General features: G+C 56.5%; 15 protein-coding genes. 4 read left to right on the top strand and 11 right to left on the bottom strand.

Going from position 1 to position 16,379, the window contains the following annotated elements; all coding sequences use genetic code 11:
* Positions 1-2: 2 nt before the first annotated feature.
* Positions 3-941, bottom strand: a complete 939-nt coding sequence (mdh, locus tag KHQ24_RS14925) for a malate dehydrogenase (protein ID WP_049003425.1) — start codon at positions 939-941, stop codon at positions 3-5.
* Positions 942-1,355: 414 nt separating this feature from the next.
* On the opposite strand from mdh, the gene argR reads away from it, so the two are divergent.
* The 3 genes from argR to yhcN-B all read left to right on the top strand — a co-directional run bounded on the left by argR (position 1,356) and on the right by yhcN-B (position 2,826).
* Positions 1,356-1,826: a transcriptional regulator ArgR gene (gene argR / locus KHQ24_RS14920; protein WP_002918625.1), complete on the top strand. Its 471-nt coding sequence runs from the start codon at positions 1,356-1,358 to the stop codon at positions 1,824-1,826.
* Positions 1,827-2,198: 372 nt separating this feature from the next.
* Positions 2,199-2,462, top strand: a complete 264-nt coding sequence (gene yhcN / locus KHQ24_RS14915) for a peroxide/acid stress response protein YhcN (protein ID WP_017899932.1) — start codon at positions 2,199-2,201, stop codon at positions 2,460-2,462.
* A 97-nt stretch (positions 2,463-2,559) separates the two neighbouring features.
* Positions 2,560-2,826 carry a DUF1471 family stress response protein YhcN-B gene (gene yhcN-B / locus KHQ24_RS14910; RefSeq protein ID WP_002918627.1) on the top strand — a complete coding sequence of 89 codons (267 nt, stop codon included), beginning with the start codon at positions 2,560-2,562 and terminating at the stop codon, positions 2,824-2,826.
* 50 nt (positions 2,827-2,876) lie between these two features.
* Here yhcN-B and KHQ24_RS14905 read toward each other — a convergent pair whose 3' ends face one another.
* The 4 genes from KHQ24_RS14905 to aaeX form a co-directional block, all read right to left on the bottom strand.
* Positions 2,877-3,152 (bottom strand): barstar family protein, encoded by a 276-nt coding sequence (locus KHQ24_RS14905; RefSeq protein WP_002918629.1) that lies wholly within the window; start codon positions 3,150-3,152, stop codon positions 2,877-2,879.
* 79 nt (positions 3,153-3,231) lie between these two features.
* A complete protein-coding gene (aaeB, locus tag KHQ24_RS14900) occupies positions 3,232-5,199 on the bottom strand; it encodes a p-hydroxybenzoic acid efflux pump subunit AaeB (RefSeq protein WP_032456666.1) in 1,968 nt (655 codons plus the stop codon).
* 5 nt (positions 5,200-5,204) lie between these two features.
* Positions 5,205-6,137, bottom strand: coding sequence for a p-hydroxybenzoic acid efflux pump subunit AaeA (gene aaeA / locus KHQ24_RS14895; RefSeq protein ID WP_004206234.1), 933 nt, complete (start codon positions 6,135-6,137; stop codon positions 5,205-5,207).
* 7 nt (positions 6,138-6,144) lie between these two features.
* Positions 6,145-6,348, bottom strand: coding sequence for a p-hydroxybenzoic acid efflux pump operon protein AaeX (gene aaeX, locus KHQ24_RS14890; RefSeq protein ID WP_002918640.1), 204 nt, complete (start codon positions 6,346-6,348; stop codon positions 6,145-6,147).
* 131 nt (positions 6,349-6,479) lie between these two features.
* Between aaeX and aaeR the strand changes: the two genes are divergently transcribed.
* Positions 6,480-7,409 carry an HTH-type transcriptional activator AaeR gene (gene aaeR, locus KHQ24_RS14885; protein ID WP_004206235.1) on the top strand — a complete coding sequence of 310 codons (930 nt, stop codon included), beginning with the start codon at positions 6,480-6,482 and terminating at the stop codon, positions 7,407-7,409.
* 35 nt (positions 7,410-7,444) lie between these two features.
* Here aaeR and tldD read toward each other — a convergent pair whose 3' ends face one another.
* The 6 genes from tldD to mreC form a co-directional block, all read right to left on the bottom strand.
* A complete protein-coding gene (gene tldD / locus KHQ24_RS14880; protein ID WP_004206236.1) occupies positions 7,445-8,890 on the bottom strand; it encodes a metalloprotease TldD in 1,446 nt (481 codons plus the stop codon).
* 88 nt (positions 8,891-8,978) lie between these two features.
* Positions 8,979-12,776 carry an AsmA2 domain-containing protein YhdP gene (gene yhdP, locus KHQ24_RS14875; RefSeq protein WP_211777340.1) on the bottom strand — a complete coding sequence of 1,266 codons (3,798 nt, stop codon included), beginning with the start codon at positions 12,774-12,776 and terminating at the stop codon, positions 8,979-8,981.
* A 37-nt stretch (positions 12,777-12,813) separates the two neighbouring features.
* Complete coding sequence (gene rng / locus KHQ24_RS14870; RefSeq protein WP_004206239.1) at positions 12,814-14,283, bottom strand: ribonuclease G; 1,470 nt, start codon at positions 14,281-14,283, stop codon at positions 12,814-12,816.
* Positions 14,284-14,285: 2 nt separating this feature from the next.
* Positions 14,286-14,867 (bottom strand): Maf family protein, encoded by a 582-nt coding sequence (locus tag KHQ24_RS14865; protein WP_004206240.1) that lies wholly within the window; start codon positions 14,865-14,867, stop codon positions 14,286-14,288.
* A 7-nt stretch (positions 14,868-14,874) separates the two neighbouring features.
* Complete coding sequence (mreD, locus tag KHQ24_RS14860; RefSeq protein ID WP_002918648.1) at positions 14,875-15,363, bottom strand: rod shape-determining protein MreD; 489 nt, start codon at positions 15,361-15,363, stop codon at positions 14,875-14,877.
* Positions 15,363-16,355, bottom strand: coding sequence for a rod shape-determining protein MreC (gene mreC, locus KHQ24_RS14855; RefSeq protein WP_004206242.1), 993 nt, complete (start codon positions 16,353-16,355; stop codon positions 15,363-15,365). The genes mreD and mreC overlap by 1 nt, the downstream gene beginning before the upstream one ends.
* Positions 16,356-16,379: the final 24 nt, after the last annotated feature.

Raw genomic sequence — 16,379 nt, 5'->3', positions numbered from 1 at the left:
GGTTACTTGTTAACGAAGTCTTCGCCGAGCGCGATATCTTTCTTCAGGGTGTCCAGCATGCCTTCCAGCGCCTGTTGCTCAAAGGCGCTGAGTTTGCCGATAGACTGACGCTCTTCCACGCCGTTTTTCCCCAGCAGCAGCGGCTGGGAGAAGAAACGCGCATACTCGCCGTCGCCTTCCACGTAGGCACACTCCACTACACCTTTTTCTCCCTGCATGGCGCGAACCAAAGAGAGACCAAAGCGCGCAGCCGCCTGACCCATCGACAAAGTCGCCGACCCGCCGCCCGCTTTCGCTTCCACGACTTCGGTACCGGCGTTTTGAATGCGTTTAGTCAGATCGGCCACTTCCTGATCGCTAAAGTTGACGCCCGGGATCTGCGACAGTAAAGGCAGAATGGTGACCCCGGAGTGACCGCCAATAACCGGGACTTCCACCTCGGTTGCCGATTTACCTTTCAGCTCCGCCACAAAGGTATTGGAGCGGATGATGTCCAGCGTAGTCACGCCGAACAGTTTGTTTTTATCGTACACGCCAGCTTTTTTCAGCACTTCGGCGGCGATAGCCACGGTGGTATTCACCGGGTTGGTGATAATGCCGATGCAGGCCTGCGGGCAGGTTTTGGCAATCTGCTGCACGAGGTTCTTAACGATACCCGCATTCACATTAAACAGGTCTGAACGATCCATGCCGGGCTTACGCGCTACGCCCGCGGAGATCAGCACCACATCAGCGCCTTCCAGCGCTGGGGTAGCATCTTCACCGGAAAATCCTTTAATTTTTACATCTGTGGGGATATGACTTAGATCTACCGCCACGCCCGGCGTAACCGGAGCGATGTCGTACAACGAGAGCTCTGAACCTGAAGGCAGTTGGGTCTTAAGTAGTAGGGCAAGCGCCTGGCCGATACCACCGGCAGCGCCAAGGACTGCAACTTTCATCCTAAACTCCTTATTATGGTTAATTTAGTCTTTCGTTATTCCGTCGCCTGGACCTTAATTCACAAGATGAACAATTACAATGATTATGGCTGAAGAATGCATGATTGTGCGTAGCAATAGAACAGCGGCGCACGTTATGCTTCCTGACTGACCATCCAGCAAAGCGAAGTACCGGATCGACTATTGGTTACAATACACCCAGCCAGTTGCGCAAAACAACACCAACTCAATAACATTTCATTTACTTTTACATGGCTTTAAGCGTTGTGATGAGAACATGTTCCTTATACGGTTTTTTTGCTAAAATATGCCCCCTTCATAACATTATTGACCTATCCCTTCGCGGATTATTTGCATAAAAATTCACGGTTATGCATAATGATGTTGATTTTACCACCATAATCTGGGTGACTTATGCGAAGTTCGGCAAAACAAGAAGAACTGGTTAAAGCGTTTAAAGCGCTGCTTAAAGAAGAGAAATTCAGCTCGCAGGGAGAGATCGTTCAGGCGCTGCAGGAAGAGGGCTTCGAGAATATCAACCAATCGAAGGTTTCCCGCATGCTCACCAAATTTGGCGCGGTTCGTACCCGTAACGCCAAAATGGAAATGGTCTATTGCCTGCCTGCCGAGCTTGGCGTGCCGACCACCTCCAGCCCGCTGAAAAATCTGGTGCTGGATATCGACTATAACGATGCCGTCGTGGTGATCCATACCAGCCCCGGGGCAGCGCAGCTGATCGCCCGTCTTCTCGACTCGCTGGGCAAGGCGGAAGGTATTCTTGGCAGCATCGCCGGGGATGACACCATCTTCACCACGCCAGCGCGCGGTTTCACAGTGAAAGATCTGCACGACGCTATCCTGGTGCTGTTCGAACAGGAACTCTGAGCATTCCCCTCTGGCAACCGTCAGAGGGTGGATTACTCCCTCTTCTCTCTCCCCCTTTCAACTCAACAAAAATTTAACATTTTGTGTGATTTAGCCTGTCTATACGTTCTTTTACGTAAGGCAAACGCCTAAAACGCACAAAAGATCAAAATCGTATACCTTTATGATTTTATTAGAAATAAAACTTATCTCCGTCTACGACTTGTCATTTTTAATTCTTATCGGTTATAAAAAGCGCAATCCATTGTAACTATTAACGCACAAAACAATTAGCATGGTATTAATATTTTTGGTGATTAGTGTATACTTGTTTTTGTGATGAGGGTCACGAAACAAAGACCCTCAACAAAAAGATTCGACGAGGTGAACATCATGAAAATCAAAACCACTGTAGCAGCTCTCAGCATCCTGTCCGTCATGTCGTTTGGCGCTTTCGCCGCTGACGTTATCAACAGCGAGCAGGCCCAGGGCCGCGAGGCCATCGGCACAGTATCCGTCGGCGCGGTAGCATCATCCCCGATGGATATGCATGAAATGCTGAACAAAAAAGCGCAGGAAGAAGGAGCTTCTTCTTACCGCATTATCGAAGCCCGCACTGGCGACCACTGGCATGCCACTGCTGAGCTGTATAAATAAGTTTTAGATCGTCAACGATTAACCGACAAAAATTCTCTACCGCGGCCCGGCCCCATTCATCGCCCGCCGCGGCGAAACAAAGACTGGAGTAAAGATTATGAAACGCGCAATGATCATCGCATCCCTTGGCCTGGCTTCCCTGCTCTCTTTCGGCGCAAGTGCGGCCGTTCAACAAGTGAACGCGGAACAAGCACAAAACCTGCAGTCCATGGGCACCATCTCGGTTTCCCAGGTAGGTAGTGCGCCAATGGACATGCGTCAGGAACTGGCCGCTAAAGCCGAGAAAGAAGGCGCCAGCAGCTACCGTATTATTGAAGCACGTACCGGCGATAGCTGGCACGCCACCGCTGAGCTGTACAAATAAACCCTCGTCGTCTTATTTCGACGACTTGCCCCCGCCTGCCGGGGGCTTTTTTATGCCTGCCGGGCGTTAAAACGTAACTCCCCCTCCAGCTCTTCCTCTGCTTCATCAAATAATAAAATTAATGCCCCAAAGCGCCGACGCTGCTTGTCATTTAAATGGATGAACTCAATGTCCAGCGGCAGCGGCAGCAGCCCACCGGTCACCGCGTCCCATAGCGAATCAAGGTTGTTGACCTTATCCTGAGCCAGCTCGAAGGTCCGGGAGAACTCCCGGTAGAAATCCTGTTGCTCGGCGATTTCGTCAAAATCAAACGTATAGGTGGTCATGACAGCCCCTCCCGCTTCTCTTCCTGTCGCCGTTAAGTATAGCGATAAAAAAACCGACGCCTGGGCGTCGGTTTATGGGTTAACTGCTGGTCAGCACATGCTGGTACTTGTGCAACATCTCAACCAGTCGCCGTACCGGCTCGGTCACCTGCGGCGAAGCCTCCCAGACCCGCAGCTTCTCCTGATAAACATCAAGCTCCGCCAGCAGCCGGGTAAAGTAGCGCCGACGCTTATCATCGCTCCCGGCGGAGATGACATGATCCGCAGTACGTCGCAGCTGGCGATGGAACGCCGACAAATCCTCGTTCACCGGCACGGGCGCATCGCGCAGGCGCTGGTGGGCAATGATTAACGTCAACGCCAGACGGAAACGGGCGACATCGCCGGGAAATTTGTTGAGCAACAAAAACAGCTGCTGATAGAGCGCGGGCAGATGATTCTCTTTGCGACGCGCCGAATTGGTGGTCAGCGAAGAGACCGCCGCTGAGACAAACTGGTTCAGCAGCACCCGACCGGTTCTTGCCCGGGAGTTATCCCTGACAATCAGAATCACCATCAAGGCGAGGAAACAGCCGACGATCTGCCCCAGCGCGCTGTCGAGGAACTGACTGAACTGGAATTGCATCGGGTTATCCAGCACCAGAATGTTGATGGTGCTCGCCAGCGCCCCCAGCGATCCGAGGCGCCTTTTCTGCACTTCGATACCGATAAAAAACGCCATCGCCGCCAGGCTGATACAGAGCAGCAGCATACTCTGCTGCGTCGCCGGCATGATCACCAGAAAGTACAGGGTACCCAGCGGTAACGCCGCCAGAGTACCGTAGAGGAAGTCTATCGCCACCATTCTCGGGTTAGGTAGACGCATCGCCAGCGCGGTAACCACGGCAATCATTACCATCGCCCCGCTGCCTGAGGTCCAGCCCGTCCACAGCCAGAACAGCGTCCCGAGGATACAGGAGACGGAGGTGCGCCAGAAGTTCACCATCGCGTGGTGACGCTCGGCGGACTCCACTTTAACCACCGTTTCACCGCGCAATACACCGTCTTCGATGCGGCTGATTTTGGTATTGCCCACCACGCCACGCTTAAGCAGCAGGTAACGGGTGGCTGCGCCTACCCAGCTGTAGATGGTGACCGGCGTATTATGCTCGCCTTTCCAGGTCAGGAAGCGACGCATACGCTTCAGCTGCTGGTGAACATCCTGCACTGTCTCAACCGGCTCAGCAAACAGCTCGCGGTAGTCGTCCGTCACCATTTCCGGTCGCGAGTTCTGAATCAGGTAGGTTTCGCAAGCCTGGGTGATAAGCGTTAGCGAGAGGGTATTGATCGCCTTCAGGCGTTGATTCGCCTTAGCCCAGCGAGAGGATTCCATAATCAGGTTACTGCGCATGCCTTCCAGCGCGGTGGTGCGACGCACCAGCGCTCCCCAGGCCTGATCCACTTCCTCTTTTTCGCCGTGCGCAACGCATAACTGCATCAGCTTATACTGGGCAATCAGCAGGTTATCCAGCTCAAGGTCGATCTCTTTTTTAATCGAACGTGGGGAGAACAGCAGATCGGCGACGATGGCGCTGACAATCCCGATGACAATTTCGCTGCAGCGCTCAACGGCAAACTGCGGCGCCAGCATCGGATTGGTGTGGATGGTAATAATGATAATCAGCGCGGTGTAGCCGGCCAGCCCCCAGGCATAGGAGTTTTCGACCTTGACCAGCGACGAAACCCAGGTACAAAACCCGGCCCACAGGCAGCAGACCAGCATCATCAGCAGAGGGGCGCGGATCATCAGGATGATGATAACCAGCGCCGCAATACAGCCGATAAAGGTCCCGGCAATACGCAACATGCCGCGATAGCGGATCGCGCCGGAGTATGGCTCTCCCCCGGCGGCAAAGGCCGGGCCAGCGGCGACGATTGCCGCGGTCAGCACCGCCCAGCGCGGCGTTTCGAGCTGAAAATGGAAGCCGACGAACAGCGCCAGCACCACCGCGCATGCCAGCTTAATAGCAAAGCGGAGATGCTGGGGAGCAATAGTGTATGTCCCCATAGCGATTAACCGAATTCGCGCAGGCGCATAGCCAGTTTCTGGAAGAAGTTGGCCTGGCTGGTATCACGGTCTTCTTTACCGGTGATCACCACCGTCGCCGTGGTGCCCGATGGCCACAGATTCCCCTGCTGGTGGTCAAGACGAATACGTACCGGCACACGCTGCGCCAGACGCACCCATTCAAGGTTGGAATCCACCGAGGCCATCCCTTTCGAGTCGCTGCTGCTGCTGGCGTTGGTTACCCCCGCAGCGATACTGTCCACCGTGCCTTTAATGGTTTTGCTGCTGCCAAGCGGGGTAATTTCCGCCCGGTAGCCAGGACGGACGCCTTCCAGTTTGGTCTCTTCCAGATAGGCCATGACGTAAAATGTATTCTCTTTCACCAGCGCCACCGCCGTGGAGCCGCGGGTGATAAATTCCCCGGTATAGACGTTAAGGTTGGTTACCCAACCATCCGCAGGGGCACGAATCTCCGTGCGCTCCAGGTCCAGTCTGGCCAGGTCGCGGCTGGCCACCGCTTTCGCCAGCTGATGCTCAACCGTCTGCAGCACATTGTTCGCCTGGTCAATCTCTTCCCGCGACATCGCCTGGACGCCAAGCTTATTACGCCGACCGGCTTCGACACGTTTTTCCTGGGCTAACGTCTGGTAGTAGGCGACATCGGCTTCCGCCTGCGCCAGCGCTTTTTGGTAACGAGGCTGGTCAATAACGAACAATACCTGGTCTTTCTTAACCAGTTGGTTATCCTTGACGTTTACCTGGGAGATCAGCCCGGAGACGTCGGGGGCAATGGCCACAATGTCGGCGCTAAAGCGCGCATCCCGCGTCCACGGCGAGGCGGTGTAGTAAACCCAGGCGCGGAAAATCGCTACGAAGGCCAAAATGACCAGTATCACGGTAATAGCAGTACGGAGGATATTTCTTGTTAGTGTTTTCACATCAACCTCAAACGAACAAGCGCGATATCAAATAAAAAAGGCAGCAATATAGCGCCGTATTAAACAGTGCAGGGTGCCAGACAAAATCGTAAATGCCGGTCGGAACCAGCAATCGGTGCACCAGCCAGAAGATGGCCAGCGACAACAGCAACTCGAAGAAGATCGGCGGAAACGATAAGCCGAAAATCACGATGACAGGAAACAGACTCATGATGACCTTGAATAAGAAGCGTACAGGTAGTGAGCAGATGCGTTTATTATGTAGCTAACAATATATTAACGTAACGATTGCCGCATTATCTACAATGTGTGATCTAAATCACTTTTAAGCCAGAGTGAATAATGGAACGATTAAAGCGCATGTCCGTTTTCGCCAAAGTGGTCGAATTAGGTTCCTTCACCGCAGCGGCCCGCCAGCTTCAGATGAGCGTTTCCTCAATCAGTCAGACCGTCGCCAAACTGGAAGATGAACTGCAGGTGAAGCTGCTCAACCGCAGCACCCGCAGCCTTGGCTTAACGGAAGCGGGTAAAATTTACTATCAGGGCTGCCGTAGGATGCTGTTTGAAGCGCAGGATGTCCATGAGCAATTATACGCATTTAACAACACCCCCATCGGGACGCTGCGTATCGGCTGCTCTTCAACTATGGCACAGAATGTTCTGGCGCGCATAACGGCGAAAATGCTGAAAGAATACCCCGGGCTCTCCGTCAATCTGGTCACCGGCATACCTGCGCCGGACCTGATCGCCGACGGTCTTGACGTGGTGATCCGCGTGGGTGCCCTGCAGGATTCCAGCCTTTTTTCCCGCCGCCTGGGATCAATGCCGATGGTATTATGCGCCGCGAAAAGCTATCTGGCGCAGGCTGGCAATCCGGAGAAACCGGCCGATCTTACCGGGCATGCCTGGCTGGAATATAGCGTGCGGCCGGACAATGAGTTTGTCATTATCGCGCCGGAAGGGATCTCAACCCGCCTGACCCCACAGGGGCGCTTTGTGACCAACGACCCTATGACGCTGGTGCGCTGGCTGACCGCCGGGGTGGGTATCGCCTATGTGCCGTTGATGTGGGCGATCGAAGAGATCAATCGTGGTGAGCTTGAGATCCTGCTGCCGAGCTACCAGTCCGATCCGCGGCCGGTTTACGCCCTGTACACCGAAAAGGATAAACTGCCGCTGAAAGTGCAGGTCTGTATCAACTATTTGACAGAGTATTTTGTCGACGTGGCGAAGATCTATCAGGGGATGCACGGGAGAGGGATCGCCCGCTGAAGCGGTTCCCGGCGACGCCGGGAACCCGGTCAGGATCAGGCGGTGCCGCCGACGGTAAGGTTATCGACCTTCAGGGTCGGCTGGCCAACGCCCACCGGCACGCTCTGGCCCTCTTTGCCACAGACGCCGACGCCGTTATCCAGACGCAGATCGTTACCCACCATCGAAATCTGCTGCATGGTCTCAATCCCGGAGCCGATCAGGGTCGCCCCTTTCACCGCCTTCGTGACCTTGCCTTTTTCGATCAGATAGGCCTCGGAGGTGGAGAAGACAAACTTACCGGAGGTGATATCCACCTGCCCGCCGCCGAAGTTAGGCGCGAAGATACCATAGTCCACCGACTCGATAATCTCCTGCGGCGTGGACTGGCCCGCCAGCATATAGGTGTTGGTCATACGCGGCATCGGCAGATGGGCATAGGATTCACGGCGGCCGTTGCCGGTCGGCGCGACGCCCATCAGACGCGCATTGAGTTTATCCTGCATGTAGCCTTTCAGGATGCCGTTTTCGATCAGCACATTGTATTGACCCGGCGTGCCTTCATCATCGATAGCCACCGAGCCACGACGGTCGACGATGGTGCCGTCGTCCACAACGGTGCACAGCTCAGAGGCGACTAATTCCCCCATATGGCCGCTAAAGACCGAGGTGCCGCGACGGTTGAAATCGCCTTCCAGGCCATGACCGACCGCTTCGTGCAGCAGGACGCCAGGCCAGCCGGCGCCGAGCACCACCGGCAGCATTCCCGCCGGGGCGGCGACCGCCGAGAGGTTAACCAGCGCCATGCGCACCGCTTCTTTCGCCCAGGCGTCGGCCCGCACTTCGCCCTCCTGAGAGGCGAGGAAATAGTCATAGCCAAAACGCCCGCCGCCGCCGCTGCTGCCGCGCTCGCGTTTACCGTCCTCTTCCACCAGTACGCTGACCGAGAGGCGCACCAGCGGACGAACGTCCGCGGCCAGAGTGCCGTCGGTGGCGGCCACCAGAATCAGTTCATAGACGCCGCTCAGGCTGGCCGAAACCTCCTGCACACGCTGATCCGCCGCGCGAGCGACTTTGTCGACCCGGCGGAGAATATCCAGCTTCTCTTCCCGGCTCATACTCTGCAGCGGGTCGATGCTGGTATAGAGGGCGCTGTGCTCTACGGCGCCGAGGGTCTGTACTTTGCCATTGCCGGTCTCGCGCACAATGGTCCGCGCCGCCTGGGCGCTCTGCTCCAGCGCCAGCTTGCTGATCTGGTCAGCGTAGGCAAAGCCCGTTTTTTCGCCGCTGACGGCGCGCACGCCTACGCCCTGGTCGATATTGTACGACCCATCTTTAATGATGCTGTCTTCCAGAACCCAGGATTCGTGATAGCTCGACTGAAAATAAAGATCGCCGTAATCGAGGCGGCGCTCGGTCAGTTGACCAAGAATGGCAAACAGGTCCTGATGATTCAGGCCATTTGCCGACAGTAATTGTTCACTTACCAGGTTCAGACTCATCGTTATGCTACTCGTTTGTTGCCGCCTGACAGGCGGAAATACAGAAGGCTATCTATTGAGATTGCGGCAATTCCCGGCAATCGTCAAATCATTGCTTTTTGTTGCTGCGCGCCTGGCGCAGCACTTCATTGATCTGCGGCTGGTCAATCGGGCCGGTGATGCGATAGCGCAGTATCGAGACTTTGTTCCACAGCGGCCCCAGCACCTTGCTGGCGGCAAACACCGCCGCGCCGACAATCGGGTTGACAGCAAAAGCCGCCGCCACGCCGACGGTCGCGGAGATCTCCGGCGCTACCACCGCCTGCAGATCCAGCTGGCGACGCACCAGATCGACCGACCCTTTCATGGCAATGTCCGCCTCCAGACCATCCACCAGCGTATCATCGGTATGCAGTACGCCATCCTTAATCCATGCCGTACTGTTAATCGAGTCAAAGTAAAAACCTTCGCTGAAGGTATCGCTGAAGTCGAAGCGCAGTTTGCGCAGTAGGGCATCGACGCTCAGCAAACGCAGCAGCTGGCCTGCATGTCCGGTACTCAGGTCGGTAAACTGCCCCTTGCCGAGGTGGCTTTTAATGATCCCATTGAGCGAGGCGACATCGGGTGACCAGGGCGGCGCGCGCCAGTGGAGATCGTAGTCGATATCAAACGGCGAATCCTTCACCGGTGTGGAAACGCCAAAGAAATCCGCAAATTCATCCGTTTTATTGCCATGCAGTCTGCCTTTCAGCGAGGTGCGCACCCCGGAAGGGGCGTTAACCCACACGCCGTCGGTCGTCAGCCGGCCAAACCCGGTATCCACCAGGCAGTTGGAGAGCGTTAAGGTATCGCCCTTGATCGTCACATCGCCGTCGATGCGGCCATATTTTTGCCCCCACAGCCAGCATTCCGCGCAGCGCAGTTGCAGATCGGGCCAGCCGTGGAAATCCAGCCGCGTCTCCGCCTGAGAAGTCACGTTCTCCGTTCCGCCCTTGCCGCTGGCGCTGGCCGGGTTGAAATAGAGATAACGCACATTTGCCAGCCACGGGGCATTGTCGCGCATCGTCAGGGTGGCGTTGATCTCACGCCCCTGCGCCTCAACCTGCGAGCCGCCGGCGACCGGCTGCGACATCAGACTGACGTTGTTCCATTGCTGGCCGGCCAGCGCCAGCGACGGCGTACGCAGCACAATGCGCGGTGGAAAGAGGACGCTGCTGCTGACTTCATTCGCCGCGCCCTTCTGGAACAGCGCCAGCCACTGCGCGCCATCCATCGGCGGCAGATTGAGTTCAACGCCGGGCTGGTCGGGCAGCGGAGAGAGGCCTTTGCTATCCGTCGTGAGGATCGCTCTGTCCAGCGTCAGCTTACGGTTCAGCAACCAGCGGCTGTTGATATGATTCTTCGCGCCAACGGATCCGGTCAGGTCGAAGCTGCTCAGACCGCCGGCGACGTTAATTTTGACCGGCAGGGGTTCGCCAGCGGACTTGTTGACCGGTGAAGGTAAGTGACTGCTCACATTCTTCAGATCGCCATTGATATCAACCTTATAGCTGGCATTGCCATGGTACGGCAGTTCGATAGCGACCTTGCCATCCCACGAAACGCTACCGCTCAGCGTCTCATTAACCGCTTTCGGCAGCAGCCCGGTGCGCGACGGCTGCCAGCTGGCGTTCATCCCGACATCCACCAGAAACGCTTTTTCGCCTTCGCGGGTGGAAAAATTGAGGTTCAGCGGCTGATTAAACCAGGTCGCGCTCAACGTTTGACTATTGAGATCGCCATTCACAAAGCTGAAATTACCGCTCAGGTTCTGCAACGTAGTATCTAATGGCTTGATAAACAAGCTATTATTCTGCAGCCGTACATCGCCTTTCGCGGTGGTCATCTCGCCATCGAGGGGGATATTCAGATGTAAGCGAGCGCTCACATCCCCATTCAGCTGCAGGGAATCCAGCGCTGCCCCGAGCGAGGCTTTCAATGGCGTGGTGTTGAAATAAGGGCCCACCTCTTTGCCCGGGCCTTTGATGTCAGCATCAATCAGCAGTTTTTCCTGCGCATAATCCGGGATCACGGCATCGAGATTGCTGGCGGTCACATTGCCGAGCATCGCTTTATCCGCCCGCATCCACAGGCCGCTGTTGATAAAATTGAGGTCGATATTCAGCCCGGTCAGCGCCGGCCAGTCCGGTTGAAAAGCGAAAGTGGCATTCTTCAGCGGGACGTAAACCTGGAACTGGCCTTCATTGTGCGGATACGGGAACAGATGTGGGTTACCGCCATACACCAGCGTCGCATCGCGGGCCTGCCCGGCTTTAATCGCGCCGCTGAGATAGTCCACCAGCGCTTTGCCCATCAGGTTTTCCGGGAAGTAACGCCACGCCTGGCCGCCATCGTTGGTGCTGATCCCCGCCAGAATGCCCAGCCACGGATCGTCCCCCTGCGGTTGCAGATAGCGGAAGCCGCCGCGGGCGCGTACCCCCGTCGCCTGCACGTCAATATCGCGGCCATCAAGCATAAAGCCTTTGTCATTTTTCACCCAGCTGAGGGTGGCTTCGCCAGCGGCGATCTCCAGCGGGGCCCGGAAAACTCCGGCATACGGCATCTGCGCCTTCGTCATGCGGGCGCGCAGTTCCCCGTGCTCCACGCTGCCATTCAGGCTGCCGGAAAAGTGTTCCGCTCCCGGCAGGAGTTTCCACTGCTTCCACGCCAGATCGCTCCACTGCGCCTGAAAGCGCGTTTTCTCCGTCGCCTGCAGGGGAATATCGAGAGCCAGCAGATTGATTTTGCCGCTGGGCTGCGTGGTGCGCCAGAGTTCGCCCAAAGAAGGCGCCAGCTTATCGGCAAACGGCTGCAATCCGCTCAGGCCACTGAGCGCTAAATTGCTGGCGCGAATACGTAATTCATCGCTACGCTGATGACCGTCGCCACCGACATCCTGCCCCGGGATCCACGCCATCGCCAGCGCGCCGCTTGGCCACGGTTTATCGTCGATCGCGATCCGCGTATCGGGAATATAGAAGCCCCAGCTCTGCTTGTCGTGAGAGAGATGCGCCGTCAGGTTATCCACTGACAGATGATGAACCTCGCTATCCCCTTGCCAGCTGGCGCCCCCTTTTTTCAGCCATACGTCGCCGCTGGCTACATCGCCTTTTTCAATAGTCATCCAGCCTTCGAGGCTGAAGCGGGCGCTTTTCAGCGCGATATTGTCCTGCATCCAGCGGCCTAGCCAGGGTTTGACGTCAATATCGTCAGCCTGCAGCCAGACCCGGCCTTTATTCAGCAGGCCATCCTCATCGCGGAGATCCATCCGCACCTGCATGACGCCATGCTGGCCGGTGAGACTGGAAAGGCTGAGCTGCCCCTCGGCGCGGTGACGGTTCCTGCCGTTAAGCCAGGTCAGCTGCGGGACCGCCAGCTCCGCCCGCTGACCAGAAATGGTCAGGAAGCTCAGATGGCTGTCGCGCAGAGTAAAGTGGTCGAACTGACGTAAAAAGAGATCGCTGATGCGGTCGGTTTTCAGACTTTCGCCGCCGTCATTGGTCTGAATCGGGGTATTGGTATGGACCTGCAGCTGCCAGAAGGTGAGATCGCGAAACTGCCAGCGCATATGCAGCAGACTTTGCCAGACGTCCAGCGCCAGGGTCACGCGCTTGACCGCCATTGTCCCGCCATCCTTCAGCCCAACATGAATATCGCGGACATCTAATGTTGGGCCAAAAGTTTGCCAACTGGCGGCGATCTGCGAGGCATCCACCGGCGTGCCGGTGAGGACGGAGATTTTCTCCAGCAGCTGCGGACGCCAGGCGTCGAGCTGCGGCAACACGAGACGCAAGCCACTCACCAGCAGCGCGACGATAACAATCAATGTTGCCACGGTGAGCAATAAAATCCCGGGCAGTCGCCTCACGCCTCTCTCCTTGTCAGCCGCACAATGACGCGGTGTATTACATCATAACCACATCGAACTGCTCTTGATTATAGAGCGGCTCAATTTGTACCTTCACCTGCTTGCCGACAAAGATCTCCACTTCCGCCAGCGCATGCGACTCTTCCCCTTTCAGGGTTTCCGCCACCGCAGGGGAAGCATAGACCAGGAAGCGATCGGAATCATAAGCATGATGCACGCGAACGATCTCACGCATAATCTCATAGCATACCGTTTCCACGGACTTTACCGTTCCGCGTCCGTGGCAGGTCGGGCATTCGTTGCACAGCACATGCTCCACGCTTTCGCGGGTGCGTTTCCGCGTCATCTCCACCAGACCCAGCTGGGAGAAACCGTTGATGCTGGTCTTCACCCGGTCTTTGCTGAGGGCCTGCTCCAGGGAGTGCAACACCCGCCGGCGATGGTCTTCATTGTTCATGTCGATGAAATCAATGATGATAATGCCGCCGAGGTTACGCAAACGCAGCTGGCGGGCTATCGCCTGGGTGGCTTCGATATTGGTATTGAAGATAGTATCGTCAAGATTGCGGTGCCCAACAAACGCCCCGGTGTTGATATCGATGGTGGTCATCGCCTCGGTCTGGTCGATGATCAGATAGCCCCCGGACTTGAGCTCGACTTTACGCTCCAGCGCGCGCTGAATTTCGTTCTCAACGTCAAAGAGATCGAATATCGGCTGACGGCCGCTGTAGTGTTCCAGCTTGCTGGTCATTTCCGGGATATATTCGGCGGTAAATTCCAGCAGCGCCTCATAGGTCAGCCGCGAGTCGACGCGAATACGATCGAGATGCGCATCGGCAAAATCCCGCAGCACGCGCTGAGCCAGGGCCAGCTCGCCGTACAGCTGATAACGGGTCTGGTTGCGCTTTTTGCGCTCCATCACTTTGGTCCATACGCGCTTAAGATAGGCGGCATCGGCGGCCATCTCCTGCTCGTGGACCCCTTCCGCGGCGGTGCGAATGATAAACCCGCCCTGCTCGTCGCAGTACTCTGCCACGACCTTTTTCAGCCGCTCGCGCTCGGCTTCGCTTTCAATCCGCTGAGAGACCCCCACATGGGAGGCGCCTGGCATAAAAACCAGATAGCGGGAAGGCAGGGTAATATCGGTGGTCAGACGCGCGCCTTTGGTACCGAGCGGATCTTTAACCACCTGAACCATCAGGTCCTGGCCCTGACGCACCAGCTCCGAAATATCGCGCACGGTAAACTGCTTTTGCTCCTCACCGGCAACGCATTCGGTATGCGGCATGATATCGGAGGCGTGGAGGAACGCCGCCTTATCCAGACCAATATCTACAAAAGCCGCCTGCATTCCCGGCAGCACTCGGCTAACACGACCTTTGTAGATATTGCCTACTATTCCGCGTCGCGCTTCACGCTCAATATGGATTTCCTGCAGAATACCGCCATCAATATACGCAACGCGCGTTTCGGATGGCGTTACGTTCACTAATAATTCAGCCGTCATCTTTATCCCTTTTCTTTACGCAGTGAGTTAAAGTTACTGAGCAACTCATACGTTTCCACCAGCGGTAAGCCGACTACGGCGTGATAGCTGCCATTAATCTTCCTGACGAAGCAGCCACCCAACCCTTGAATACCGTATGCACCTGCTTTATCTAAAGGCTCGCCGCTGGCCACATAATCGGCGATATCCTGCTCGCTGAGCGTTCGGAAGGTCACTTCCGTGACCACCAGACAATCCAACGTCTGCTGCTTATCCGCCAGCGCCACCGCGGTCATGACCTGATGGGTTTGGCCGGAAAGCAGGCGCAGCATCGCTGCAGCGTGTTCGGCGTCGCGCGGTTTTTCCAGCACTTCGCCGTTCAAAATAACAATCGTATCCGCTCCCAACACCGGCAAATCCCGCGATGCCAGCGCCACTCCGGCCTGCGCCTTTTCACGCGCCAGACGGACGACATAGTGCTGTGCGCTCTCCTGCGGCTGGCGCTGCTCCTCGATACCAGGAACCAGACGCTCGAACGCGAGACCAAGCTGAGTCAGCAGTTCCTGCCGACGCGGGGAACCAGAAGCAAGATACAGAGTTGTCATATCAACCTTATTGCACTGCAAATTGCTGACGCACTTTACGCATCAGCAGGAAGAGCCATGGCCAGAGGATACCGTTTACTACACTACTCCAGAATACTTCCGGACGGAAAGAGACGTTGATCACTAAAAACTCTGCCCAGAAAACAATGATATCCACGGCGAGGGATAACAGCATGACCACCAGCGCCTGTTGCCACAGCGCCAGGTTACGGAACAGCTGATACTTCAGCGCCACCAGATAGGCGACGATGCTTAAGGACAGCGCGCGAACGCCCAGCGTCGAGCCGCTGATGAGATCAAGAATAGCCCCCATCACGAAGCCCGTCCCCACGTTCACCCGGTGCGGCAGCGCGAGGATCCAGTACAGCAGGATCAATAATACCCAGTTGGGCCGGAAAACGCTGATGTCCGCCGGCCAGGGCATAATTTGCAGCAATAGCGCGATAAGAAACGAGAGCCAGATAACCCAGCGTCCCTGGCTACGGTAACTTGCCACTATTGCCCCCCTGCAGGCTGCGACGGCTGAGACGGCGTCAGCCCGGTGGCGGGCGCCGGCATCTGCGGCCCCATCGCATCCGGCGCAGGCAACACCTGCGGCATCATCTGCATCAGGCGTTCGTTAGCCACGCGATGAACCTCTTCCGGAGTCATCGGGTTAGCGCCATTGCGATCGGCGCCCCACAGCAGCAGCAGATAGCGCAAACGCTGCAGACCGGCCGTCGGACGTGCCTGGATAACCGTGTAGGCGCGCTGGGTGTCAAGTTTCACTGAAGAGACAACCCCAACCGGATACCCTTCCGGGAAACGGCCGCCAAGACCGGAAGTCACCAGCACATCGCCGACGCGAATATCGGTATTGGCCGGCAGATGCTCAAGCTGGAGGTCGTCGGTGCAGCCGTTACCGGCGGCAATGACGCGAATGTCGTTACGCAGGACCTGGATCGGCAACGCATGGGTGGCATCACAGATCAGCAGTACCCGGCTGGTCATTTTCGCTACCGCTACGACCTGCCCCACCACGCCTTTATCGCTGATAACCGGCTGGCCTTCGTAGACGCCGTTGACGCTGCCCTTATCGATAACCACCTGATCGCTATAGGGGTCGTTGACCGTTGAGATGACCTGGGTCACCATTTTTTGCTCGTCCTGGCGCAGCGGCGAGCCAAGCAGTTCACGCAGGCGCGCGTTCTCCTGCTTGTACTGGCCCAGCATCAGCAGATCGCTGTTTTTCAACAACAGCTCCTGACGCAGCGCGCGGTTTTCCAGTTCGAGCTGGTCACGGGTAGCCAGCGTCTGCGATACGCTGTCGAGCAGTTCCCGGGGACCATTAGAGACAAAGTAGAAAGGGCTGACGGCTGTATCCATGTACGTTCTGATTTGACTGAACGTACCCAGGCGGCTGTCGGCGATAATCACGCCAAGCGCCACCAGCACCGCCAGAATAAGGCGAATCTGTAGCGAGGGGCCACGGCTAAAAATTGGCTTCATAGGCTATGCGTATTCTCGTGTCAG

The organism is Klebsiella sp. 54 (assembly GCF_018223875.1).
In the GTDB taxonomy this organism is placed as follows: Bacteria; Pseudomonadota; Gammaproteobacteria; order Enterobacterales; family Enterobacteriaceae; genus Klebsiella; species Klebsiella quasipneumoniae.
The sequence above is the reverse complement of the archived record's forward strand: the minus strand, read 5'-3'. Positions and strand labels throughout refer to the sequence as shown.

Coding starts and splice junctions, on each gene's coding strand:
- aaeX (WP_002918640.1), bottom strand. CDS start 6,348: ATGAGTCTGTTTCCTGTCATCGTGATTTTCGGCTTATCGTTTCCGCCG.
- tldD (WP_004206236.1), bottom strand. CDS start 8,890: ATGAGTCTGAACCTGGTAAGTGAACAATTACTGTCGGCAAATGGCCTG.
- yhcN (WP_017899932.1), top strand. CDS start 2,199: ATGAAAATCAAAACCACTGTAGCAGCTCTCAGCATCCTGTCCGTCATG.
- rng (WP_004206239.1), bottom strand. CDS start 14,283: ATGACGGCTGAATTATTAGTGAACGTAACGCCATCCGAAACGCGCGTT.
- KHQ24_RS14865 (WP_004206240.1), bottom strand. CDS start 14,867: ATGACAACTCTGTATCTTGCTTCTGGTTCCCCGCGTCGGCAGGAACTG.
- yhcN-B (WP_002918627.1), top strand. CDS start 2,560: ATGAAACGCGCAATGATCATCGCATCCCTTGGCCTGGCTTCCCTGCTC.
- mreC (WP_004206242.1), bottom strand. CDS start 16,355: ATGAAGCCAATTTTTAGCCGTGGCCCCTCGCTACAGATTCGCCTTATT.
- mdh (WP_049003425.1), bottom strand. CDS start 941: ATGAAAGTTGCAGTCCTTGGCGCTGCCGGTGGTATCGGCCAGGCGCTT.
- KHQ24_RS14905 (WP_002918629.1), bottom strand. CDS start 3,152: ATGACCACCTATACGTTTGATTTTGACGAAATCGCCGAGCAACAGGAT.
- aaeB (WP_032456666.1), bottom strand. CDS start 5,199: ATGGGGACATACACTATTGCTCCCCAGCATCTCCGCTTTGCTATTAAG.
- argR (WP_002918625.1), top strand. CDS start 1,356: ATGCGAAGTTCGGCAAAACAAGAAGAACTGGTTAAAGCGTTTAAAGCG.
- aaeR (WP_004206235.1), top strand. CDS start 6,480: ATGGAACGATTAAAGCGCATGTCCGTTTTCGCCAAAGTGGTCGAATTA.